General features: G+C 60.3%; 24 protein-coding genes. 11 read left to right on the top strand and 13 right to left on the bottom strand.

Going from position 1 to position 22,969, the window contains the following annotated elements; translation table 11 throughout:
• The first annotated feature begins 8 nt into the window (after nt 1-8).
• Nucleotides 9-398 (top strand): PPOX class F420-dependent oxidoreductase, encoded by a 390-nt coding sequence (locus MAB_RS05795; protein WP_005082890.1) that lies wholly within the window; start codon nt 9-11, stop codon nt 396-398.
• Between the two features lie 66 nt (nt 399-464).
• On the top strand, nt 465-1,457 hold the full coding sequence (locus MAB_RS05790) for an NAD(P)H-quinone oxidoreductase (protein ID WP_005109941.1): 993 nt from the start codon (nt 465-467) through the stop codon (nt 1,455-1,457).
• Here the strand turns inward: MAB_RS05790 and MAB_RS05785 are convergent.
• Nucleotides 1,438-2,229, bottom strand: a complete 792-nt coding sequence (locus MAB_RS05785; RefSeq protein WP_005109939.1) for a sulfite exporter TauE/SafE family protein — start codon at nt 2,227-2,229, stop codon at nt 1,438-1,440. The genes MAB_RS05790 and MAB_RS05785 overlap by 20 nt on opposite strands.
• A gap of 82 nt (nt 2,230-2,311) precedes the next feature.
• Between MAB_RS05785 and MAB_RS05780 the strand changes: the two genes are divergently transcribed.
• The 4 genes from MAB_RS05780 to MAB_RS05765 all read left to right on the top strand — a co-directional run bounded on the left by MAB_RS05780 (nt 2,312) and on the right by MAB_RS05765 (nt 4,109).
• Nucleotides 2,312-3,067, top strand: a complete 756-nt coding sequence (locus tag MAB_RS05780) for an AraC family transcriptional regulator (RefSeq protein WP_005092845.1) — start codon at nt 2,312-2,314, stop codon at nt 3,065-3,067.
• A 16-nt stretch (nt 3,068-3,083) separates the two neighbouring features.
• Nucleotides 3,084-3,359 (top strand): hypothetical protein, encoded by a 276-nt coding sequence (locus MAB_RS05775; protein ID WP_005109937.1) that lies wholly within the window; start codon nt 3,084-3,086, stop codon nt 3,357-3,359.
• Nucleotides 3,360-3,416: 57 nt separating this feature from the next.
• Entirely contained in the window at nt 3,417-3,641 is a 225-nt protein-coding gene (locus tag MAB_RS05770; protein ID WP_005087266.1) for a hypothetical protein, read from the top strand.
• A gap of 168 nt (nt 3,642-3,809) precedes the next feature.
• Nucleotides 3,810-4,109 carry a hypothetical protein gene (locus MAB_RS05765; RefSeq protein WP_005109936.1) on the top strand — a complete coding sequence of 100 codons (300 nt, stop codon included), beginning with the start codon at nt 3,810-3,812 and terminating at the stop codon, nt 4,107-4,109.
• Between the two features lie 160 nt (nt 4,110-4,269).
• On the opposite strand, the gene MAB_RS25135 is transcribed toward MAB_RS05765, so the two are convergent.
• The gene (locus MAB_RS25135) at nt 4,270-4,377 is read right to left on the bottom strand and encodes a DUF2188 domain-containing protein (protein ID WP_021269229.1); all 108 of its coding nucleotides are present in this window, start codon (nt 4,375-4,377) and stop codon (nt 4,270-4,272) included.
• Entirely contained in the window at nt 4,347-4,547 is a 201-nt protein-coding gene (locus MAB_RS05760) for a DUF2188 domain-containing protein (protein ID WP_250635713.1), read from the bottom strand. Before MAB_RS05760 ends, MAB_RS25135 begins: the two co-directional genes overlap by 31 nt.
• Here MAB_RS05760 and MAB_RS05755 point away from each other — a divergent pair.
• Complete coding sequence (locus MAB_RS05755; protein ID WP_005109934.1) at nt 4,502-5,221, top strand: hypothetical protein; 720 nt, start codon at nt 4,502-4,504, stop codon at nt 5,219-5,221. The two genes, MAB_RS05760 and MAB_RS05755, sit on opposite strands and share 46 nt — an antisense overlap.
• A 32-nt stretch (nt 5,222-5,253) precedes the next feature.
• Nucleotides 5,254-5,985 (top strand): hypothetical protein, encoded by a 732-nt coding sequence (locus MAB_RS05750; protein WP_005109933.1) that lies wholly within the window; start codon nt 5,254-5,256, stop codon nt 5,983-5,985.
• Between the two features lie 198 nt (nt 5,986-6,183).
• Here the strand turns inward: MAB_RS05750 and MAB_RS05745 are convergent, their stop codons facing one another.
• From MAB_RS05745 to MAB_RS05730, 3 genes are all read right to left on the bottom strand, one after another.
• Nucleotides 6,184-6,912 (bottom strand): hypothetical protein, encoded by a 729-nt coding sequence (locus MAB_RS05745; protein ID WP_005115151.1) that lies wholly within the window; start codon nt 6,910-6,912, stop codon nt 6,184-6,186.
• Between the two features lie 809 nt (nt 6,913-7,721).
• The gene (locus MAB_RS05735; protein ID WP_005109930.1) at nt 7,722-8,672 is read right to left on the bottom strand and encodes a hypothetical protein; all 951 of its coding nucleotides are present in this window, start codon (nt 8,670-8,672) and stop codon (nt 7,722-7,724) included.
• Nucleotides 8,673-8,773: 101 nt separating this feature from the next.
• Nucleotides 8,774-10,630 carry a DUF262 domain-containing protein gene (locus MAB_RS05730; RefSeq protein ID WP_005109929.1) on the bottom strand — a complete coding sequence of 619 codons (1,857 nt, stop codon included), beginning with the start codon at nt 10,628-10,630 and terminating at the stop codon, nt 8,774-8,776.
• A 121-nt stretch (nt 10,631-10,751) separates the two neighbouring features.
• Between MAB_RS05730 and MAB_RS05725 the strand changes: the two genes are divergently transcribed.
• Together MAB_RS05725 and MAB_RS05720 are read left to right on the top strand one after the other, a co-directional pair.
• The gene (locus MAB_RS05725) at nt 10,752-11,474 is read left to right on the top strand and encodes a hypothetical protein (protein WP_005109928.1); all 723 of its coding nucleotides are present in this window, start codon (nt 10,752-10,754) and stop codon (nt 11,472-11,474) included.
• A gap of 2 nt (nt 11,475-11,476) precedes the next feature.
• Entirely contained in the window at nt 11,477-13,711 is a 2,235-nt protein-coding gene (locus MAB_RS05720; RefSeq protein ID WP_005109927.1) for a ParB N-terminal domain-containing protein, read from the top strand.
• A gap of 38 nt (nt 13,712-13,749) precedes the next feature.
• Here MAB_RS05720 and MAB_RS05715 read toward each other — a convergent pair whose 3' ends face one another.
• The 5 genes from MAB_RS05715 to dndB are packed head-to-tail and all read right to left on the bottom strand — an operon-like array spanning nt 13,750 to nt 20,268.
• The gene (locus MAB_RS05715) at nt 13,750-15,222 is read right to left on the bottom strand and encodes a DNA phosphorothioation-associated putative methyltransferase (protein ID WP_005109925.1); all 1,473 of its coding nucleotides are present in this window, start codon (nt 15,220-15,222) and stop codon (nt 13,750-13,752) included.
• Entirely contained in the window at nt 15,219-15,611 is a 393-nt protein-coding gene (gene dndE / locus MAB_RS05710) for a DNA sulfur modification protein DndE (RefSeq protein WP_012296384.1), read from the bottom strand. Before dndE ends, MAB_RS05715 begins: the two co-directional genes overlap by 4 nt.
• A gap of 2 nt (nt 15,612-15,613) precedes the next feature.
• On the bottom strand, nt 15,614-17,590 hold the full coding sequence (gene dndD / locus MAB_RS05705) for a DNA sulfur modification protein DndD (protein ID WP_005109923.1): 1,977 nt from the start codon (nt 17,588-17,590) through the stop codon (nt 15,614-15,616).
• Nucleotides 17,587-19,125, bottom strand: a complete 1,539-nt coding sequence (gene dndC, locus MAB_RS05700; RefSeq protein WP_005109921.1) for a DNA phosphorothioation system sulfurtransferase DndC — start codon at nt 19,123-19,125, stop codon at nt 17,587-17,589. The genes dndD and dndC overlap by 4 nt, the downstream gene beginning before the upstream one ends.
• The gene (gene dndB, locus MAB_RS05695; RefSeq protein ID WP_005134924.1) at nt 19,126-20,268 is read right to left on the bottom strand and encodes a DNA sulfur modification protein DndB; all 1,143 of its coding nucleotides are present in this window, start codon (nt 20,266-20,268) and stop codon (nt 19,126-19,128) included.
• Between the two features lie 102 nt (nt 20,269-20,370).
• On the opposite strand from dndB, the gene dndA reads away from it, so the two are divergent.
• Nucleotides 20,371-21,570, top strand: coding sequence for a cysteine desulfurase DndA (dndA, locus tag MAB_RS05690; RefSeq protein WP_005109917.1), 1,200 nt, complete (start codon nt 20,371-20,373; stop codon nt 21,568-21,570).
• Between the two features lie 504 nt (nt 21,571-22,074).
• Here dndA and MAB_RS05680 read toward each other — a convergent pair.
• Both MAB_RS05680 and MAB_RS05675 read right to left on the bottom strand, forming a co-directional pair.
• Nucleotides 22,075-22,392: a P-loop NTPase family protein gene (locus tag MAB_RS05680; RefSeq protein WP_005109912.1), complete on the bottom strand. Its 318-nt coding sequence runs from the start codon at nt 22,390-22,392 to the stop codon at nt 22,075-22,077.
• A 161-nt stretch (nt 22,393-22,553) separates the two neighbouring features.
• A complete protein-coding gene (locus MAB_RS05675) occupies nt 22,554-22,778 on the bottom strand; it encodes a hypothetical protein (RefSeq protein ID WP_021269224.1) in 225 nt (74 codons plus the stop codon).
• Nucleotides 22,779-22,969: the final 191 nt, after the last annotated feature.

Below are 22,969 nucleotides of genomic sequence, written 5' to 3'. Positions count from 1 at the left end.
AGACAACGATGACCGATTGGGATGCCGTCGGCCGGGCCAACTATGTGTCGTTTACGAGTTACCGCAAGGACGGCACCGCCGTTTCCAGCCCGGTCTGGATCGCGCCCGCGGACGGCAAGCTTTACTTCTTCTCGGAGGTCGGCGCATACAAGGTGAAACGGGTCCGCCGCAATCCGGCGGTGACGTTGCAGCCCTGCGATGTGCGCGGGAAGCTCACCGCGGACTCCCCGGTGGTCGAGGGCACCGCCCGTATTCTCGAATTCGCCGACGGCCCGGGCGTCCGCAAGATCATGAACCGCAAGTACCGGTTGCTGGGGCCGCTGAGCGAATTCGGCGTCTGGATAACGCGGCGGCAGCGGGCGTCGGTCGCCATCGAGATCTCCCCGTCCGAACATTAGCCGGGCTCACCCCCGCCGGCCGAAGCCTTGCGCCACGTTCGGCGAGCGACCCAAGGAGACAACCCCATGTATGCGATAACGCTCAACGGTTTTGGCGATCCCGAGGTCATGCAGTGGACGCAGGTAGCCGACCTGCCCGCACCCGGCCCCGGGGAAGTGACCATCGACGTGGTGGCGGCAGGGGTGAACCGGGCCGACGTGATGCAGCGCCTGGGTCTCTATCCACCGCCACCCGGTGTCAGTGAAATACCGGGTCTCGAGGTTTCCGGCCATATCGCCGAAGTTGGCCCCGCAGTACAGGGCTGGGTGCCCGGTGATGCGGTATGCGCGCTGATGGCGGGCGGCGGATACGCCGAGCGAGTGAACGTGGCCGCCACCCAAGTGCTGCCCGTGCCGAGGGGCGTCAGCATCACCGCCGCCGCAGCCCTGCCGGAGACCGCCGCCACGGTGTGGTCGAACGTGGTGATGACGGGCGGTCTGCGCAGCGGACAGACACTGCTGATTCACGGTGGTGGCAGCGGAATCGGCACGCACGCAATACAAGTGGGCCGCGCGCTGGGCGCGAATGTGGCGGTGACGGCGGGTACGCAATTCAAGTTGGACCGGTGCCGCGAGCTGGGCGCGCACACCCTGATCAATTATCGGGAGCAGGATTTCCCCGCGGTGGTCAACGCGGCATACTCCGGTGCCAACGTCATTCTGGACATCGTGGGCGGCGGCTACCTAGCCAAGAATGTGGAGGCGCTGGCCGAAAACGGCCACCTGACGATCATCGGACTGCAGGGCGGGGCCGCCGCCGAACTGAATCTGGGCGCACTGCTGTTCAAGCGAGGCTCGGTGCACGCGACCAACCTGCGTCGCAGGCCCGAACAGGGACCAGGCTCCAAGGCCGAGATCATCGCCGAACTGCGGCAGCATTTGTGGCCCTTGATCGCCGAGGGCACCGTGGCGCCCGTCGTCTCCGCCGAGGTCCCGGTGACCGACGCCGCAGAAGCGCACCGGCTGCTGGACTCGCCGGAGACCGTCGGCAAGGTCCTGCTCACGGTGCGCCGGCAGTGAGCATCGCCACGGCTGAAACGACAAGCAGCCCAACATAGGCCCAGGCGTGCACGGTGTCGGGTAGCCGTGGGGGCCGCCGTCGCAACCACATCACCAACGGTAGCGCCCCGGCCAACAGCGCGGCCGCGGCACGACAATCGACCGCCCCGGCGAAGTACGGCTCACCTGCCACCGCCGCGGTGCTCGTCAGAAAGACCGCCAGGGCCGGCACGCTGATGGCCAATGTCAACGGATTCGCAAGTGCGGTAGCCACACTCATGGGCTGACCGCCGCGGCGCAGCAATGGAACCGTCATCACGCTGCCGCCTACGCCCAGAAACGAGGCTGTCGCACCGATGGGGATGCCCAGACCCGCAGGGATCGCGAACTCGCGTCGGGGGCCGTCGATCACGGCGGGAGGGCGCAGAAATCCGGGCCGCAGCAGTACATCGGCGATCGTGATCACCAGGTAGCCGACGAAACCCCAGGTGGTCAGCTGCGGTGGCGCCAGCCGGGCCAGGCCCGCGCCGAGCGCCCCACCGCACCCCAGCAAGGCCACGAGGGGTACGGCGCTTCGCAGATGGGCCAACGTGGCACGCGATGTTGCCGCGGTAGCGGCGGCCGCGTTGACCACCATCACCACCGCGGACGTCGCTACGGCCACCGCCGGCGCCGCCGCACCCAGCGCGCCATCGGCCCAGACGATCACCGGCACGGTGACAAAGCCGCCCCCGAAGCCAAACAGCACGGTGGTCAGCCCGGCGAGAATCCCGATCAGCACGAGCACCAGCATGAGAACAGTTCATCCGACGCCGTCTCCGCAGACAATCGAATGACAGCTCAATACATTCGACTTTCAGCCGTATCCTGACCAGATGCGGAACATACCGCTGGCCGATGTCGATCACCTGCCCCATGAGGTATTGCCGATCAGCACCGACTACGCGGATGGGCAGCTACTGGACTGGCACCGGCATCGGCGCGCACAGTTCCTGTACGCCACCACCGGCACCATGATCGTGGACACCGATGCCGGGACGTGGACCGTGCCCACCCACCGCGCGGTGATGATCCCCGCGCGTACCAGGCACCGGGTGCGCATGTTCGAGGTACGCACCGGCAGTCTCTACGTTGAGCCGTCGGCGGCGCCGTGGTGGCCGACATCGTGTGTGGTGGTCGACGTCAGCCCGCTCATGCATGAGCTACTCAGTGCGGCAGCCGATCTGGATGTCGACTATGACAGATCGGGCCGCGGCGGAGCCCTCATCACACTGTTGCTGCATGAGATTGCGTCCTTCACCGCGCTGCCGCTGCACGTGGACATCCCATGGTCGGCCGATCTGGCCGAGCTGTGCCGCACATACCTCGACGCACCCGATGTGTCGGTGACCAACGCCGAATGGGCACGGCGACTGCGTACAAGCGAACGCGCGCTGACGCGCCGCTTCCGGGACGAGGTCGCGATGAGCCCCGCCGCGTGGCGTGTGCGGGCACGGCTGCTGGCGGCGGTGCCGCTGCTGCGCGACCATTCGGTGACTCAGGTTGCCGGGCGGCTGGGCTACGCCACCCCGGCCGCGTTCTCCTATGCCTTTGGCCGGGCGTTCAACATTGCCCCGTCCAGCGTTCGATGACCTAGAGTCCATCGCTATGAGCCGGACCGCGATCATCATCGTCGTTGGAGTTGTCGCAGCGCTGGCGTTCCTCGCCGTGGGCGCCGTAGTCAAGAAGGTCGGGATACAGAGCGCCGTCACGCATTTTCTTGTCGCCTGGGCAGGCGTTGCTGTGTTCAATATGGGCGTGGGTGTCTTCGAGGCGGGCTATGGCGTGGCCGAGGAACTGCCCGTGTTGCTGGCGGTATTCGGGGTGCCCGCGGCCGTGGCGGGCATCGGTTGGTGGGGAGCACGGCGCTTCGCACCGTCGTGATCGCCCGCCGCAACACCTCGGAGGCGCTGGTCAGCGCTTGACGATACTGTGGGTCGTATGACGACAACGTTCGTCGGGATAGCGGCGATCGTGGCGATGACCTTCATAGGTATCGGCATGAATGCTGGGCTCTTCAACACCCGCAGGGCGCGCCAGGCAATTCCACCGCTGGTGGCACGGGCGGCTGCCCCTGTATACGCACTCAACCGCCGTATCGGCAATCCGGGCCGTGCCGCCAAGGCGAACGACGAGGCCGAGTCGCCCGACGAACCGCAAAAATGAAATCCCCCGGCCTGGCCGGGGGTTCTCTTGGTGGAGCTAAGGGGAAGAAACTCGAAACATGCACACTTGTCAAAAAAGTGGTCTGAACTGCGGGAACGGATTGACGAGTCTGCGCCTCGTCCACGCTCATTGCATCGCAACAAGCCGAGAATACAGTCGAAACGGTTCTTGAAGCGCGGGGACACTGCCGACATCGTTGCTCGGTACGAAGCAGGTGAGACCGCTCAGCAGATCGGCACTCACTACGGCATCTCGAAGACCAGGGTCGCCACGGTGCTCCGCGAGCAGGGCGTCACCATCCGCAGCCAAGGTCTCGCCGACGAGCAGGCGAGGGAAGCCGCCGACCTTTACGCCGCTGGCAGCTCACTTGCGGCGCTTAGTGCCCGATTCAGTGTCTCTAACACCGCCATCGCCGCTAAACTTCGCCAGCATGGCGTCCAGATCAGGCCGCGTCCAGGGCGTCAATAGCGCTGTGCTGCAACAGCTTTAGTCGGTCTATCGGAATACTGCGGCGAACACATGCAGAGGACCTCCGCATCGCCACGCGGGCCCCGCGACGGTGCTTCCATCGAAGGCGGGCGCAGCCCGGACAGGCCCGACAGCAGGGGCCGCTTCGCGAGGCACGCAGCTATCCCTTCGGTGGATTCTTGTCACGGCTCCGCGGATAGGTGTTGCGCTCGCCGATCGTGCCGTCCATCTTCTTGATCACGTGCTCGACGCCGCGATCGATCGCCATCTGCCGTCCGGCCCCGCCTGAGCTTCGGCCTTCGTCTCGGCGGTGTTCGACGCTCGCTGTCCGCCCTGCGCCCGGTTCTTCCAGACCCCGTCCTCGTGGTAGGTCTCAATGTCGCCTTTGGAAGGTGCAGGGCGAATACCTGAGCCAATACGCCGATTCGGACCCCTCATACCGGCAAGACCCCGCCATCAAGCCGTTCAAGAACATCGGCGAAATGCGGGACATGGTGTCCACGTCCGACAAAGGCCACTACGCAGGCGAAATCATCAACGAACAAGCCCAGGAACAGCACCAGCAGCTCCTCAACGATGCTGCCCGTACCGGCAGCGACCACGACCTCAAAGCCGCTGGACGGCTCTCCCAAGGCATGCTCGACGGGGCGCTGGACTCTGTCGGCGAGAAACCCACGGACCAGAATGTCGAGGACCTCAAGAAACTGATCGGCAAGGTGCCCTTCGCTAGCGACGCTATGGACGTTCTCGACAGCGCACAAAAACAGATGGAAAACACCACGAAACTGCCCGAAGGATTCGCCCAAGACCTTGCCCAGTCCGGCAGTTTCGGCAACCCCTCCGCCTACCAAGCCAGCGTCCTAGACGCACTTGCACAGGCCCACCCCGGCATCGCCGATGACCCCATCGTCGGCAAATACATCAACGGCGGACACTTCGACCCCAGCACCATCTCGGCGGAGCCACAGAGCGTGAAGGAAGCTCAAAGGGCCCTGGATGACTGGTTCAAGACCACGGCCCCACGCGACTACAACGTCAACCTGGACCACTGGCAAGCCCAGGAACAGATGGGCGGGAAATACCCGAACTGGCAGTGGGACCCCCACCAGTGAGCCCTCGGACCCTCACGCTGACCGCAGCTGCGATGTGTGCTCTGCTTGTCACCTCGTGCACGCACGAGAAACCCAAACAACCAGCACTCACCTGGGAGAACAAGGACCGCACCACCATGCGGTGGATTCCCAACCCGGTAGCCGACCTCATGTTCCCCGAAGGCACCTTCGTGCGCGCGATCACCGAGTCCTTTACTGCGGCACAATCTGGGCCCGGGCGAGGCATCGACGCGATCCGAGCAGTGGGGTACCCCGGCTTCGATCATGCGTTCAACAACGGGTGGGATCTAGATTTTTTTGGCGAGTCTCAAGGGTTTGACTATCTCTATCCAAACCTGGTCGAGAATGTCGGCACCGACTACGCCGAGATTGTGGAGCTGCGCCAGGACGGTGACCAGTTCACGGCGGGGGTTTGTGGTTACGGTTCTCTCACAGCGGGAAAGATGACGGACGGCACGTACCACAGTGGCGGCTCGCAATCTCTAGGGCATGCCCAGTGGCTCATATTCGGCCCAGACCCGAAACTTCCTGCCGGGCAACAACACCCGCCTTTGGCGAACCAGCGGGGGCCAGCCAAGCGGCCTACGGACAACGTGTTTGGTACCTGGGTGCTGACCTGCATAGATTTCGCGGCCACAGATCTGCCGCAGTGCAAAAAGCTCGCGCCCGGCATACCCAACAACTGGCCCAAACCGTACGTCCGGCCCGACCCGCCGCTCACGCTGCCGAACGATCCTGGCTGGCCGGAGGGAAGTTCGGCGTAGAGCGGCGACATTTGGCTGACGGAAAGGAATGGTTTCGTGTCATCGCAAGCCGAAGGCGCAGATTTAACACCTGAGCAAGTGGCCGACCGAGTGGCAATGCTCGCCCACCGTCGGCGAGCCTCACATGACGGAGCGCTCGCCCGGATGCGAGCGGCGTTGCCAGGGTGGGTAGGTGAATCCCAATCGGCCCTTGCAGACCTAATCGAAAGCCTGCAGCGTGAGAACGATCGAACCCATGCGCAGGCGATGCGAACAGCAGAAACTATCCGGAAGATCCCGCGCGACGGGTCCTCGTAGCTTTCCGTGCTCATCGACTTCTACCGGGAACGCATCGCTCGAAGCCACGATGGACAATCTGCAGGACAAATCGATCGCAACTTGACCATCGTCCTCGTGCAAGTCGAGGATGAGATGAATCTGGCGTCGATGCTCGTCGAACGATGCCCTCACGATCGACATCACTGCTTCATCTTTGTTGCGTTTCTCGCAGAAGGACAGCTCCTGATTACATATCAGGTCCGCAAACATAAGGATTGCGGCTGCTTCTGCTCGGCTATAGGTATCTTTTCCATAGATACCTAGATTCAGCATCGCATCCTGTCGCCGGTCGGTCAGGTTGCCGGGCGCATTCCTTAAGTTCAATATCGCTTTCAGGATTACTGCGTGGGTGTCTTCGGCGTGATAGCTTTGCAGCGCACAATCAAGCGCCCTAATCGTCGTGATGGGCAGTGTCGTGCCCGCGTTGCCTCCGCGCGGAGCAAACTCATGCTGACTGATGCGTAGGCGCTGCAGGTTCTTGCCGTATTCAGTCACGCGAGCGAGTGAAGCACCCTCATGCTGACGTACCTTCGTCAGGTCACTCTCAACCTGGCTTAACGACGGCAGCGTCCTCGGCGACGTTGACTCCTCCACGGATTCGGCCGTCATCTCGCGCCTCCCACACCGATCCAGTGCCCACTACCCAGCGGACACATGAGTTTACGGGTCGATTCGCTCCGAAATCGGGCGCTGGGCTGGGTATCGCGGCCACGACTCCCACGAGACGGTAGACGCATCAATTCACGACCCGCTCCACCGCAATCCAGACGAGGAGGATCCGATGTCCACCACCAGTCGGACGTGGCCCAGTTCATCTGTTGAACTACCGGTTTCATGGGCCATCAATGAATCGCCCGTACCAACCATGTCCACCATCTTGGTTCTCGAACAGCCCTCAGCAGAAGCAACACTCGGCCGTCCACTGATCGATCCGCCGCTTTTCGCGATCAACTACATGCAGCACTGTCTCGGTCATTCCCTCAATGTTGAGGAAGAACTTGTGCTTGCCCTCGATGGTCCGACCGAGACAGCCAGACCCGCCCGCGACAGCAGCGCGGCCGCATCGCCACGAACCCGCCTCTCACGTCTCGCAGGGTTGGTGGTCTCGGTGATTTTCTCATCCGCAGTCGCCGGCTGCGGACATGCAACCAGCCCTGGGACGGTTCAGTCCGAACACATTGTTGACGGATGCGCAAGATGGTGTTGGTGAAGTTGAATCACCTCTGTCGTTCGTGTCTCCCCCACGTCAACGACAACGGGTCACTGACCGACTTCGAGCCCAGGTGGTCGCGGCGTACGAGTCCGGACAGACTAGCCGGGAGGTTGCAGAAACGTTCGCTATCGGGAGAACGACAGTCCTGAAGATCCTGAAGGCTGCCGGGGTGGCGGTGCGGCCGCGAGGAAGAAGGTACTAGCGATCACATCGAGCCGTCATCGAACTCGTCAGGGTTCCGCAGGTGCGCCGATAATATGATATCTCGCAACGCAGGTTCCAGGTTTGTGACCCACTCCCACTTGCCCGCAGCACGAACCCATCGACCGTCCACGATGTCGTCGTCTAGGTCGTCCGGAAAGTACTGGCAACTCGTGGCCAAGAGCATCTGAATGCTAAGCAAAAGTCCCCGTGTCGCGAGCATAGGCGCGTGATACGCGGTCGACAACGCTACCTCTGAACGAGGATCGTCTCGGTCCCAGTCCGTCACGGCAGGACCTGTGTCGACACCGTGAGCTGGAATGTTCCGCATCGAATTTCCGATCGAAAGCAGCAAGCCAGGTTCTCTTCGCCATGAGGTTTTCAGGAGCGATCGAGACAAACTCTTTTCCGACTGAAGCGCTGCATCATTCTGAACGTGCTGACAGAGGTGCTCGTACACGCACATGTAGTGTTCGGGCAAATCTGCCAGTTCATAAGATTGAGTCAATAGCGAAGATGCTCGGTTGTAATTGTTTCTAAATTTATCCGGCACGTTATCCGGAAGAATCAGCAATTTCAATAGCCTCTCGGCGGCGCTCCACACGTACAGTAGACGATTCTGTTCGGTCGCATAGGCGCTTACCAGAGAATTATGGGCGTCGTTGTAGTCACCAGCAACCGAGCACAACCACGAATCTCTGCCGTCGAGAAATTCGATGTCAACAAAGCGCAACCCGGCCGCCATTCCTAGCCACTGCTCCACCTGAGTCCACTCATGCCTGATCTCTTTATCAGTCATATGCGGCTTGTGGGCGGGTAGACCAAGAAACTCGATGATCGCTTTCAATCCACGGGCATGATCGTCGAGCCCTCGGAGAGCCACGCAATCGACCGTACTCAACGGAGTCGCCTTGTAGAAACGGTATCCCTCGCTAAGCAGTTCGGACATCGACATAAAATCTCTACTTCCGTCAACGACAGATATCGCTTGCACTGTGCCGCGCAATTGCTTGACGCCAGTATGTTTGATGTCGTCTTGCAAAAATGGCCGCTTACTCAAATTACAAACACAAGGATAGCCAGGTCAAGTAGATTCTTCTCACGGTCGTCAAACTCCACATCCGTCCAGGAATTTAGTTTCGCTAGATCTGCCGTCATCGCAATCTCACTGGCAGGATAGCTTGTGGTTCGCTTGACCGAGAAGGGCTTATTGCCGGTGTCAGAGTTGTCCTTTGGACCGAAGAACGTCAGATTAGCGAGCCAGTGCTTCTTCTGCTCCAGTGCGGCATCCTTGTCGGTCGTGGAAGCGCCCTGTGGATAGATGTGCTCGATCGTCGCTTCGTCAATGTCGATGACCTTGGTCATCGAAGGCCTTGGTGCGGCCACACCCTGCTTGGATGCCGGCTTCGCCAACCACGCTCGATGTTCCTCTAGAACAGTTAGGAACTCCCGGATGTTGACCCGCTGACTGGAGTTGGAATACCGCAACTTCTCTAACAACAATTGCTTAAAGAGTGCGTCCCCCGCCTTATCGGCGATGAGCTGCCGCAACTCCTGCTTGAGCGTTTTGAGCGTATAGGGCTTCGATTTAGTCGCCATCCGCATCAGATAGGCGTGCTCGTAGTACAGATTCGAAGGCTTCGTAGCGTGCGCACCGCAGATAATCTTGTAACGAAAAGCGAAGATCTCCAACATGTATGCCAGAGCCGCAAAGTCCGTCTCCGACAGCGACCGCGCTGCTGCCAGCAACAGTGGCAACGCCAAATCGTGCCGCAACGTTACGGTAAGTCGCCGCAGCCGCTCTATCTGCCAACTGTTCACTCGCTGCTGCCCGGGCGGCTGTCGTGGATACGGCCAGTCTCCGGCGACTAATTTCGCGTAGAGCAGGAATTCGTCGCGGAACCACTCGACTCGCGCAACAACCCGCTCGGCATCCGCCGTAGAGGTTGGGACGACGCTCGGAAGAAATGCCTTCTCCAGCGCCTCGAACAGGTCACCCTGGGCGCGCTTGCCGGTGACAGAGGGATAGATGGCTTGGAAGAACAGTTCCACATCTCGTGCCTTATTTGACAACAGATCGTCCCAGATCAGAGCCGCGGCCTCCTGGTGGGACAGAAATCCTTCAAGCATCTCCAAGCTCCGACTGCGAAGGAGGTCGGCATCAGATAGAGATTCGCCACGATGGTTGAGTACAGAGAAGAGTCGGTACGCCTGTGCGCGCTCCTTCGATACGATATGAATCACGTGCGCATCCTGCAGAAGTGCCTGCCGCAGTCGGAGAAGCCGATCAAGGCGCTCCTTGAGCGTTCCCTTTGTGCCGACGAAACGGTAGGTCATCGCCATCAAAGCCTCATGCGCCTCGATCAGGAGCGTGTGGCCCTCTCGCGCTGGCGTCGGTACCCGCTTGCGCATGACAAGAGCCTCGAAGACAGCGTCGTCGGCGAGCGAGAGCGTCATCCGTCGGCGGACCGTGGAAATCCCGGCCGCGACGTCGGACTCCTTCCAGGTAACGAAGTTCTCGACGATCTCATCGCGAAGTGTGCTGGCGCTCGCCGCTATCTGGGGATCCTTCTTGGCGCACCGCTTAATCAGATCCTCGGCGACCTCAACAACGCAGGACAGCGCGAGCATTAACGTGGCCAAGCGCTGCTGCCCGTCGACCACCTCGTAGCTCGTGGGGCGCGTCTTTTGGTTGTCGGTGAGCTGGATACACACCACTCCACCAAAGAAGTGACTCGTCTGTCCTGCCGGCTGGTCCAGCATCGCCTCGATATCACGGATGAAGAAGCCGACTGCCTCGTCCCCCCACGCGTAGGAACGCTGGTATCGGGGCACAGCGAAGGGGAAGCGTTCGTTCATGACCTCACCGACGGTCATGCTCTTGGCCTCAACCGAGGCCGCTCCATACAACATCGCGGTCCCCCCTTCGATTTGCGACGCTACCAGCGCAGGTGCCCCCGTCATGGGAAGACACGACAGTTTGGCCCGTGGATATGCGTCACCTCGGCGACAAGCCACGACCTAGGATCAGGCCATGCCGCCGCCGACTGGGAACGACCCCGGATCACCACCGACGCGGCTCGGCGCTCTTGAACTCGATCTCGCACCCGATCTTCCCGGGATCTACGCGTGGTATGCGCAGCTTGCCTTGTCTGAGGATGATTGGCATCCGCGGATGCGCAATGGATTCGACGTCGCGGGATTCGACCTAGTAAATGCGATCGAAGATTACGCCCGCATCCATGAGCCCGCGGCGGTGGAACTCAAAGGAGCAGCCACCTACGGGTTGAACTGGTTCGGCTCGATACGACGACAGTCCATCACCCGACGGTCCGCTGGTTCGGCCGAATCACCCATCAACGACCGACTTGGAGAGCTAGCTGCGACTGCAGACAATCGTCGGCTCCTCACCCAGCTGCTACTTTCGGCTCCGCCTGTCTTCGCCAGTCCGCTCTACATCGGCGTCGCGACGAACCTGCGAGAGCGACTTGCTGAACACCGCGCTAGCTTTGAGAAGGCAAACACACTGCTCCGAAGCAAGCCAGAACAAGCCGCCAACTTGCAATTTCTCGGCCGCGACCTTGGTGCGCGACTCGCGGGGGCAGGGATACCGCTCGAACGACTTGAGTGTTGGATTATGACGGCGCCACAACCGCCACCCGCCGACAGTGGGCCAACCACCAACCAGCGATCGGTTGCCCAAGCCGCCGAATGGATTGTCCAGCGAATCTTCCAACCCATTCTAGGGAGACAGTAAACATGAGCCTGAGTCAACTCGGCGGCGGACCGACGTTTCAGAACCACGTCCAAGGCACGGTCGGCCAGTTCAGAACACCGGCGGGCAGGGTCAACTACCTGATGACCAAGGCGCGCCTGGGCGCCGAAGCCACAGACCCCGAACGACGGCTCACGCAACATCTAGCGCCAGTACGCGAGGTGATTGAGGCCGAAGAGCTGGATTTCAGCCAGCTCCTTCAGCGCGATCTTGACGACCATCGCGTTGCAGTGAGCCTAGTCCCGTATCTGCTCAACCCCGATTCCACTGGACCTGCGTTCTTTCCGCCGATCGTCGCTATCGCGTTGCCTTTCGAGCACCAGCACCCCTCAGAGTTTCCATCGCTCGATCTCGCTACAACCGTGTCTGATTCGGGTCTCTCATGGGCACAGCAAGATGCAGGGCAACACCTCCGCACACGTCGGCTGCTTGGGGCGGATGGCAAAACGAATCCGGTCGCCCTAGGACAGCTGTGGTGGAATAAAGAGTTCTGTCGGATCGTCGTTATCGATGGCCAGCACCGCGCGATGGCGCTACTGGCCATCGATCGCACGCTCCGGTCTATGTGGCAAGACAGCGGCGGTGCACGCTATCGCTACTTCTATGAGACTCGCATTAAAGAGATAGTTAAGAGCCTCGGCAATGTTGCTCTCGATGACATCGAAGTGCCGGTTAATGTGCTCTGGTTCCCGGACCTATTTGGACCAGACAAAGATCCGCATAAGGCGGCACGCAAGCTGTTTGTCGACGTGAACAAAGAGGCGCGCGCGCCGAGCGAATCCCGCCTGATCTTGTTGTCCGACGGTGAACTGGTTAATATTCTCACTCGGACCTCATTGACCCAGCTACGCAACCAGGCGACTGACGAATTTCTTCCTCTTTACTGCATCGAGTACGATAATCCGGATACTAAAACTACACAGTCCGCACGCTGGTCGGCTCTGACCAATATCCATGTCCTTAAGCAAATGGTCACTAGGGTTATATTTGGACCTCCGAAGTACATCAATAAAGTCGATGTTACAATGGGCAAGCGCGAGCCGGAAGAAGAACGTAATGCATTCATGCGAACACAGCTTGCCGTCGACAAGTTGTTTCCGCCAACGTTGCCGGGCGACGAACCGTTCTCCCGCGATAAGTTGGGGAACCTAGCCTTTCCCGAGTCCGCTATCAGCACACTTGCGGACGCATACAAAGACACATGGAGTCGGGCACTTCTTATCCTCCTCAGCGAGACGTTGCCATTCAAAGCCCATGCCGACGCGCTCACCAAACTGAAGCAGAACTGGTTACCCGACGAGGCTATTGCGATGCTGGCACACGACGCCCTCTTTAGCGGGGTGGGCATGTACTGGACTCTGCGGGATTCCGCCATCTACTACCAGGAGGAGCGTGCACTCCAGGGCGGAGCATCCACAAAGCCCGACGTGGTAAAAGCCTGGGACCTAATTGTGAAGAAGCAGGCTGAGTTTGAAGAGCTTCGCGCGCAGGAACTATTGGGAACCAAGTCTAAGCGGGAGAGCGCCAATCAGCTTTTTCAGGCAATTAATACCCATGCCTGCCAGCTAGGACTCGCGTTGACACTTGGAACTCTGCATAGGCTCGCGAGAGAAAGCGATGCCAGTGTCGTCGATATCGCACATTGCATGACGCGTGGGATCAACGCCTGGATGTTGAGTAAAATAACGGGCGACTACGACCGACGACTAGCACTCGCAAAACGGCGCGACGATTTTCCGCGACACCCTCTTAACGTGATTGCCAATATGGACGCACCTCGAGCGATTCAGTTCCGCTACTTCTGGCTTGAGATTCTTGGGTCGGAGCAAGCAGCACCTGAACTCGACGGTGTGATTTCAGGTTCGACGCTCAAGGCGCATCGCGACATCGCGAGAGGTGCATACATCGAGTATGTCGCCGGCGAGAAGGAGAAAGCGCTCAAGACTTCCGATCCAGGACTGAACGACGCTCAGCGTCGGAAACAGGCGAAGGAATCCGCGACGTCAGAATTGCGCACGGCATTACTTCGCTGGTTCAGCATCAGCGCCGCCGACTGGGACGCATGGGTGGAAGCACAGGCGGACGCAGCAATCTCCACGGATTCCGCTGATGAAGTTGACGCGGGCGAAGACGAACTTGAAGGTGAATCGGGGGACATCGAGGATGAAACGGAAGAATCGGTTGAGCTCGAAGACCTAATTGGACCGGAATCGAGCTGAATTGGTAGATTTCCATTCCTGAAGCAAGTGCTGTCGCGTCACTTCGCGTCAGTTCCGCTTAGCGCTTGTCTAAGCACAAGTCGATGCCCACGAACTGACACTCCCGCAGCGTGCATCGTGGACTGCCAACCTATAAGTGTTCCGATCCGCTCCGGGTGCGCATACAGCCCGGCATTCACTTCCGCGCGCGTCAAGCGTTCATAGAGAGAGCGCTTCGGATGATCCGGACCGACGAACTCCTCCTTGCGGTGGAGCAAGGGGGGGTTCTCTGACCGGCTGTAGTCGCGCCAGTCCACGCTGAGTCTCCGGAGATTCACCGTGACAGCCGACCGCAGGGTCGGATGCGGATCACGGTCAAAGTCAGGATAAGTCAGGTATGAGACCTGCGGCTCCTTTACTGACAGCTTCACCATGTTGGCATGCTCGACGGTGCCAGCAAGAACCCGCCCGCAGGCCTCATACACACGTAGTACCGGTGGCAAATGGCCAAGCGCAGAGCGATGAACGTACAGAGCGGAAGGCGTCTGCTTGCCTACGCTGCTACTTCGCGCCGATACGAGCACGATCGCGGGATCACCCGTGGCAAGGAGAAGACGGTCGGCCTGGAGACAGGCATCACTGTACTTGCCGAGGTGTGTCTTGATATCTGCGGCAAGCGTTTTCGCGAGTTCACTGAACCTCGGGCGTCGCCCGAACCGAGACATCGCGATATAGACGAGCATCTCCTGACGTCGCTGCAATCTAACGTCATCCCAGTAGTCATCATCGGTAACTTGTCGAATCAAGTTGGTAGCACTGGCAATTGACGAGAATTGGTCCCGGATCTGAACCTCGGCTGATTCTTCGAGTTCTCCGCTGCGTGGACTACGTGCATGCATACTGAGAAAATCCAGCAGAGGTGCGAGGGTTTGCTTGTGCGTTTCGTACACCGCGTGCGGGTCGGCGCGCATCCGCGGGCGGTACGTATATGCCCGTGTTGCAAGAAACTCGTGAGCACGCGCCGCATCCCGGAAAACATAGAAAATGCCGGGTGCGGCCGCGACGGGCTTCACGCCTAGAGACTCCTCGATCCAGGCCGCCAGTTCTGCTTGTTCATAGAACTTTTGGAAGGTTCCCGTACGGGTTACAAGGCCGTCGGCATAGGGACGGCCTTCAAGATCGCGCGCTTCCCACACCAGCCGCGCAGACACAACCAGCACTTGCTTGGCGAGATTCCATGCGCGCTGCAACGTCTCTCGACGCTCGGCACGGTCATCGATGACATTGACCACGTACCCGATGTTGACGATATCGGCAGGACGTAGCGCAGCCTCCGGCCGGTGACTCGGGTCCCACCCGTCGGTCTGAAATCCCAAAGCGGTCAGGTTCCGCAGATCGTCGCCGCGCCCACATCCGTAGTCGAAGACGGACAGGGAGCTATTCAGTACACCGTCAGATATCGCCAGCGCCACCGGGCGGGAAAGCGCTGCACGCGTCATCGCCGTTCGATGCCGCGCGACCTGCTCGGTCATGCCGCTGGCGGCTGTTCCAGTACAAGAGAGGCAAGTCCCGCAATGTTAGTGACACGCGGATCACCAACCAGATAGCCAATCCCGCGATGAAGATGGAGACGGAGCTGCTGCCCAATCGTGTCGTCATCCGTGGCTAATCCGTCGACGTGACAGCGATAGCGCACCAGCGCGAGCAACTCGTCGCCGTGTTCCCCGGCGAACACCCGCCATGTCATCTCCACATTGCTGTCGAACACCAGCTTCGCCACAGGAGGCGGTGCAGACTCCCCCAAAGAACGGCAGAGCGCCCAGCGGCACAGGACATTCCACTGTGTGATGCCGGTTCGACGTTTCAGAGTGACTAGCTGGTCGCGAGCCGTTGTCGTCAACCGGATGTGCTCGATGCTCATACTCACTCCCAAAAATATCCGAGTTGAACCGTCGTGGCGTTAACAGCGCTATCGAACTCCAGCCGGTACATCCTCCCGACGGACGGCCGCAACGATTTCAATGCCGCTTCGTCGACTTCAGTGTCGGTCGACAGCAACACGACCTGATGAGCCGCATGCGGAAAGTACCGTTCGATGAGCCGACCTCGATGCGCACCGTCTAGCCGGCCGAGTGGTGTGTCAATGACCATCGGCAGCGGTTGGCCGGCCGCCTGGGCAAGTCCCCACAGAAGTGCCACCGCCAAGAGCTGCCGCTCGCCGGCAGACAGCTCCGTTGCCGCGAGACTCTGACCATCAGAACCGACCAACTCAACGGTGTATGACGTCGGGTCAATGCGAACGTCGGTGACGAGGCGGTCTTTGCGGAGAAGCCTGGTGAGTGCTTCGAGTACCAGGCGACCAATCTGGCTGACGTGCCGCTCGGCAGCCTTGGTCTTCAGCTCATCCAGGGTCACACGAGCCCGCTCGGCGTGCTCAACCAGGCGGCGATCATCGTCGGCGTCGAGTGTTGCCTGTGCCGACTTGTCCATCGCGGCTTCGTATGCGCTGTCGGCACGAGCGCGCTCCTGGCGCGATGCTTCGAGCTGATCCTCGTTCTGGACGAGAAGCGCGTGACACCTCACAGCGGCTTCGGACGCCTCATCAAGTTCCTGCTTGAGTGATGCGAGCGATTCCGGATCTGGAATGGCAACCAGCGTTCGCTCGGCCTGCACCAGTTCTTCGGCGAGCGCGACCCGCCGTTCCACCAGGCTCGCTACACGATTCTGTGTCGACGGTAGGACGCTTGCGTGTAGGGCCTCGACAGGTCCCCCATCGCGTAGCCCGCTCACCATCGGGACGCGCGCCGATGCATCCTGGCGAGACGCGACATCCGAAGCCATGAACTCTTCCAGCGCGGTGAGCGCCGCTCCCCGAACCTTTGCCTTGCGCAGCAGTCCCAATAGCTCGCGATCGCGGTCGCCCACGACGCTCAGCACCAGCGAATCGCGGCGCGCGTCCCGCTCGCGTGCCACATGATTGGCCAGATCACCCAGCAGGCCTCCGACCAGGAGGAAGGGAGCGGTATCAGCCGCTTCCGCGCGAAGCTCATCGTCAAGGTCAGCGATCTGTTGTCGCACTAAAGTCACCCGCGTGTTCGCGGCGTCTCGTTGTTCAAGCAGACCGCCTCCGGCCGCCCGGTACTGCTCAGTGACTTCGTTAAGGCGCTTGTCCGCCCGTTCTGCCTCCACCCGCGACGTCGCTGCCAACGTCGCGGCCATCTCCTCACCCTGACGAGCCAACGTGACGGTTTTGCGCCGCTCTTCAACAGCCAGCCGCAAGTCATCGGGAACCTCAGCGCCGCGGTGGCGCCGCCGCAACACGGCGAGATCTGTAGATAGACGGTCGATCAGATCGAGGCCAAGGAGAGCGGCGAGCGCTGACTTGAGTACATGTTGGGATTGCTCCAAATCAGCGAGGGCTTCGATCTGCTCGCCATCGAAGAAGAACAGTCCCGCGATCCCGCGCGGGATGAACGTTTCCACATGTTCGTTCCATGTGGATGTCAACGCATCGTCATACTTGCCGTCGACCCACACGAGCACAAACTCTTGTAGCGACGCACCGCCGCCTTGCCATCGTCGCCTAATCCGGTACGAGTGCTCCTCCCCTTGTTGGAAGAGGTGAAAGCTCAGCTCAACTGCTGCGCCCTCCGAGGCTGGCACGCCGTGGTGTATCAGGCTTCGCAAGTACGTGTCGTAGCTGCCGCTGCGTCGACTTCGGGCTTGTGACAACGGCCCGTACAGCGCGAGGTGGATAGCTTCGAGAATTGTCGTCTTGCCAGCACCGTTCAGGCCGCCAATCAGCACCACCGGCTTCTTAGACGAGGATGGCGTGAGACGGATTTCGTTCTTGCCGCCGAAGGTGCCGATGTTCTCCAACACCAAGTTATCGAGAATCATTGCACCAACTCCGATTCAGCGTGCCGTACATAGCCATCCGCGATATCCAAAGGATCGGGTCCGTCCGTCTGCCCACCACTGCGATCCATGGCTGCTTTCCGGCGTTGCGCCCTCGAAAGGGCGTCGTCCTGATCGTCGTAGAAGTTCCGCCGAATGGCCGCCTCCAAAGAGTCAAACAGTCCTGCGCGGCGCGATTGGGTGCGATACCGTTGCTCGACGTCAAGGAGTTCCCGGACAAGTTCAAAGTGCAAACGATCGCCACCCGTCACTTCGCGCAGCGTGTCGATCAGTTCAGGTCCGAGCGGCAGGTGCTCATCCAAGGGTCGGCCCGGATAGGGAACACCCATTGCACGCTCGTAGATCGCAGGCAAGTGGTCCTCAAACTCATGCTTCTCGACCACCCATATGCGACGGATCTCGTCCAGCTCGGCCTGCGTGATCAGATCCAGAGATCGAACGTAGTCGGGACCTTCTGCACGGATAAATGCTTGTGCATCAAGCAGTCTACGCAGCCAGTCTTCACGCGAGTCCTGCGTGTAGGGACCGGGGATCGGTTTGCCATGGAAAAGCTGCACCGAACCGTTCATCCGCCGGAAGTCACGCAGATGTCTGTCATCAGCGACGTCGAGTGCATTTCGAAGATCCAGCAGCGGGAGCATCCATTCTTTCTCCTCGTCGTTCTGGATCATCGCCGACATCGACTTGTCCTTGTCGACCAATGTGCAAGTCCAGCAGCCGAATCGGCTATCTCCGCAACTAGGTGTGCTGGAATCGACAACCAGCGGGCACTCACCGTCTGGTGAAGCACCCTGGTACATCGTCAGCAGTTCCTTATTGGAATAGCCCCACGGATTTGCTTCCTGCATCAGGAACGTCCACACGTCATCGTTGGACCAGTCCTCAACCGGTGAGTACACAAGGCAGTTCGGTAGCGAGTTATTGGGACTCAGTAGATCTCGGACACGACGGGCCTCCAATTCCGTCATCCGGTGGGACCGTCCGGAACTTTCGGCTTTCCTGGTACCGAGCACCAGGATCGCTTCACCGTGCGTCGTCACCATGTCGCGGATAAAGGTATTCGATGGCTTGATCTTCAGCCGTTCTGTGCACCATCGAAACTTCGGTCTCGGCGCCGGATAGCCGCGACCGATCAAGTTGACCCAAAACGTGTCCGCGACCGCAGGAGTGAGTCGGTGAGGAGTCAGGGGGAGCTCGCTCTTGACTGCGGCGGCTTCCATCACTTCGAGCGAATGTGTCACCCAGGAGGCGACCACCGGGTTTTCGACCAGCGTGTCTGTACTGATTACATGAACGGGCTTGTGCCGTTGCTTCTTGGGCAATCCCTGCAGGGCCATCCACACTATCTGCAGGACAGCAGTCGAATCCTTGCCACCCGAATATCCGACGACCCACGGCACGTTATCGGCCGCATAAAGTTCCTGCGCCTGACGGACGACCGCCTCCACGGTCGCCGAAAACCCCAACTCATCAAAGGCCGAACGCCGCTTCGGCGTAATAGGCAGACTTCGCTTCACTTAATTCCCTCCTCCAAATACGTCTTCCGCACGCTGCTCATCAGGCGGCAGCGGCAATCCCATAACTGCGCGCATCGCCGCAGTGGTGAGCAGGACGTTGGCCGCGCTCTTCGACACACGGCCGCCAATGACGGCGCGGCCCTCCCACGTACTGCTTGCGCGGTGCCAGTCCACGTCCCGCAGCTTCTTCAAGGCAGGCGACCAAGACCGGACTCCTTTGCCCTGACTCAGCAGACTGTTCCCCACTTTGCCGAGGGCGTGCAGCACGATTCCGTGCGTATGAATGAAGTCTCGGCGCACTTCGCCCGCGGTTATCTCGCGGTTGAAAACCTGGTCCCACTCAGGAAATTGACCGATCACCAGTTCCCAGTACTTCGAAGCGAGATCGACTCGACGCTCGAAGTTGCTCTCCTCGATACCGTCGAGAAGCGCCTTGGTGGCGGCGTGTAGCGCTGACAGCGTGAACAGCTTCCGCGACCGCTGGGCGAGGTTCGACGTCTCCATCTCTGTCAGATCACGCAAGAAAGGTGAGCGCAACACGACAAGCCTCGTCAGCGCGGACATCTCGTCCCGGTGGTCATACAGCACGCCGATCGACTTCGCGGGACGAACCGCGTAGCGGTTGAGATCAGCGAACATCTGCTGGCAGCGCTCCAGGCCAATATCGAGGAACAAGACGATCGCGATACTCTCGTCGCCCAGGGCAGGATTCTCTGCCAGTGCTTGCTGGATGGCCGCGCGCCGGTGCTGACCATCGTTGATCACGAAGCGAGCTGACATAGGAATTACGAGCGTGCCCACCCGATCGCTTGGACCATCCGTGGCAAGCGGATCGAATCGCACATCGACGTCCACCGACGCCGTCAGCGCGGAGAACACGTAGCTATCACTGTTCTCCACGATGTACCGGGCGATCTCCGGCACGCGGCCCTTATTCAGCGTGCGCTGTGCCCGCATCTCCGCAGTCAACTCTTCCTCATCGAACAGGAACATTCTGGGAATGAGCCGTAGCGGGCACATCGTCACGTAGTACTCGCGTCCAGCTTGGACGCCGCGGATCGCGGGGAATGCCCACTCGAATTCACCCGTGCGGGCGCGAACTGGCGAGGTGGGCGACTGGGCGTCGGTGTGAGTCTGCGTCACCTCTCATTGTCCTACCATAGTGCGTTGTTCGGAACAAGTGATCCGAACAGACGTCGGCGGTTCTCCGAACACATGTCAGAACCTACGCGTACGGTCTTGGCCATGACGGTAGACACGCCCACCGACAACCCGACCCAATTGCGATTTTCCGACAAGGAAACCGCAGGTCGGGTGGTCTACCTGGATTCCAATGCCACGACGCCGGTCGACCCACGGGTGGCCGACGAGGTGTTGACGTACATGGCCCGCGAGTTCGGGAACGCCGGCAGTCGCACACACGGATATGGCCAGGTGGCGAAGGAGCGAGTCGCCCGTGCCCGCGAGCAGGTCGCGGAGGTAGTCCGCGCCCAGCCGGACGATGTGATATTCACCAGTGGCGCCACCGAGAGCAACAACCTCGCAATCCTCGGATTGGCCCCGTCAGGCGAGAAGGCGAACCGACGACATATAGTGTCCACCCAGATTGAGCACAAGGCAGTCCTAGAGCCGCTCGCGATCCTCACGGATCGCGGCTTTGAGGTCACGCTCGTGCCGCCGACGCGTGGAGGGCGGATCGAACCGAGCGCCATTGCCGACGCAGTCCGGCCGGACACCCTCTTGGTCTCGACAATGGCCGTCAACAATGAGACCGGCGTGATCCAGCCGATTCCCGAAATCGCCGAAGTGCTTGCTCCGCACGACGCCTACCTTCACGTAGACGCGGCCCAAGCATTCGGAAAGATCATCGAACCCCTCCGAAATTCGCGGATCGACATGCTTAGTGTCTCTGGCCACAAAGTGTTTGCCCCGAAGGGCATTGGGGCGCTCGTGGCGCGGCGACGCGGTTACCGACGCGTGCCATTGCAGCCGCTGATGTTCGGCGGTGGCCAAGAACGAGGGCTGCGACCTGGAACACTGCCCGTTGCTTTAATCGCCGGCTTGGGCCTTGCCGCAGAACTCGCCCTAAAGGAAAACGATGCACGGGCCCGACATGCTCTCGCGCTCAAACATCAAGCACTGAACGCACTTTCAGAACTGGGTATCCAGGCAAACGGCGATGAAGAGCACACGGTCCCGCACACACTGAACTTCTCGGTGCCCGGCGTCGACGCGGAAGCCGCGATCGTTGCCCTCAAAGAAGTCGTCGCGATATCGAACGGTTCCGCGTGCACCTCGCAGAAGTACGAACCTAGCCACGTTCTCGTCGCCGCCGATCTTCCGAAAAAGCAGATAGACGGTGCGCTCCGCTTCTCATGGAGCCACTTAACCGGGGAAGTGCCCTGGGATGTTGTTGCACAGCGTCTCGCACAACTGGTGACATGAACGAACGGATCGACGCTCAAGATGTCTAAAGCGATCACGTAATCGCAGACCTGATAACTGTGAAATCCCCGACGGAAGAAGGATATCCGTGACATCCGACCCGAACGACACGATGCCGGACGAGTTCGACATCGCGATCAGCGTGACGCATCGCGGTGTAGCGGTTCAGATCTCGGACCGATCGTCCGACTAAATCACACACGAACAGAGCAATCTCGACGATGTTCGCGAAGCGCTCGACTGCATCGAGAGAATAACCGCGGTCTCGGCATAAAAGGTCAGTGGACACTGACGATCACGACTGCTGCCGCGTCTCTCACCACCGGTGGCCGAGCTCTTCCGACCGCCACTTTTGCGAGGCACTGCGCTACCCGCGCGAACGAGGCCGTATATGCGCAAGCATTTCGATGTCCGGCGCGCTGACATCGGCGATGAGGCTCCACTCATAGTTCCGCAGCAGGTTGGCAACATCCCCGATCTCGTCAGGCGATCGATCCGCCGCCATCACCACCTGTCGGTTGCTACGAAGCATCCGCTCGATGCGTCAAGTAATGCCGAGCGCACCTCATCCTTGTCCTCGTACGCAAACTCCTGAATGTCGTCAATCACCAGCACATCGGATAGGGCGTAGCCTTTCTTCTTTTGTTCGGTGGACCAGGCAGCCTCATCGCGGTGCGACGTGAAGCCGTCCACCATGGTGTCGGCCGCGACCCATCCGACCTTCAGGTCGGGATGCAGCACCGACGAGAGGTGGTAGATGCACGGTGAGTTCGCGGTGCTGGCGTCTCCGCCTCCACCATTGAGAAGCGTCAGGCATTTCAAGAGATCCTGACATTCTTGCGCGAAAACAGCGATGTACGCAATGTCATCGTCTACGCTCAGTCGCGCGCGTTTCGCAACTGCATCGACGCTCCAGCACTACCTCAAGGGCATCTTGTTCTGCGACCGCTGCGAACACGCAGCGAGCGGACATCGCGCCTCATCTACACCGAAGCGACGAACAGGTCGGAAACCGCTACGGCTATTTCCTGTGTCACGGACGACAAGATGGCGTATGCGACCTCCCGCACCTGCCCGTCGACAAGGTAGAGCAAGTCGTCGTCGACCACTACGAGACGCTGAACCTGCCCACGAACTTCGTCAACGATGTCCATCAGCTGCTCGATGAAGCGCTGACCGAGGAACAGTACAGCGTGGCCGAACTGCATGCGGCAGTCAGCCGCAAACTCAAGGAACTGGAGACGAAAGAGGACCGCTTCCTCGACCTGCTCACCGACGACCGACTACCGCAGGCAAAGTTCAGGGAGAAGTTGCGCAAGATTCAAATCGAGAGAACCGCGACAGAAGCCCGACTGGCCAATTCCGGCGAAGTTCTGGCAGTAGGCGCCACAACGCCTCT

It is taken from the genome of Mycobacteroides abscessus ATCC 19977, assembly GCF_000069185.1.
GTDB lineage: Bacteria > Actinomycetota > Actinomycetes > Mycobacteriales > Mycobacteriaceae > Mycobacterium > Mycobacterium abscessus.
The sequence above is the reverse complement of the archived record's forward strand: the minus strand, read 5'-3'. Positions and strand labels throughout refer to the sequence as shown.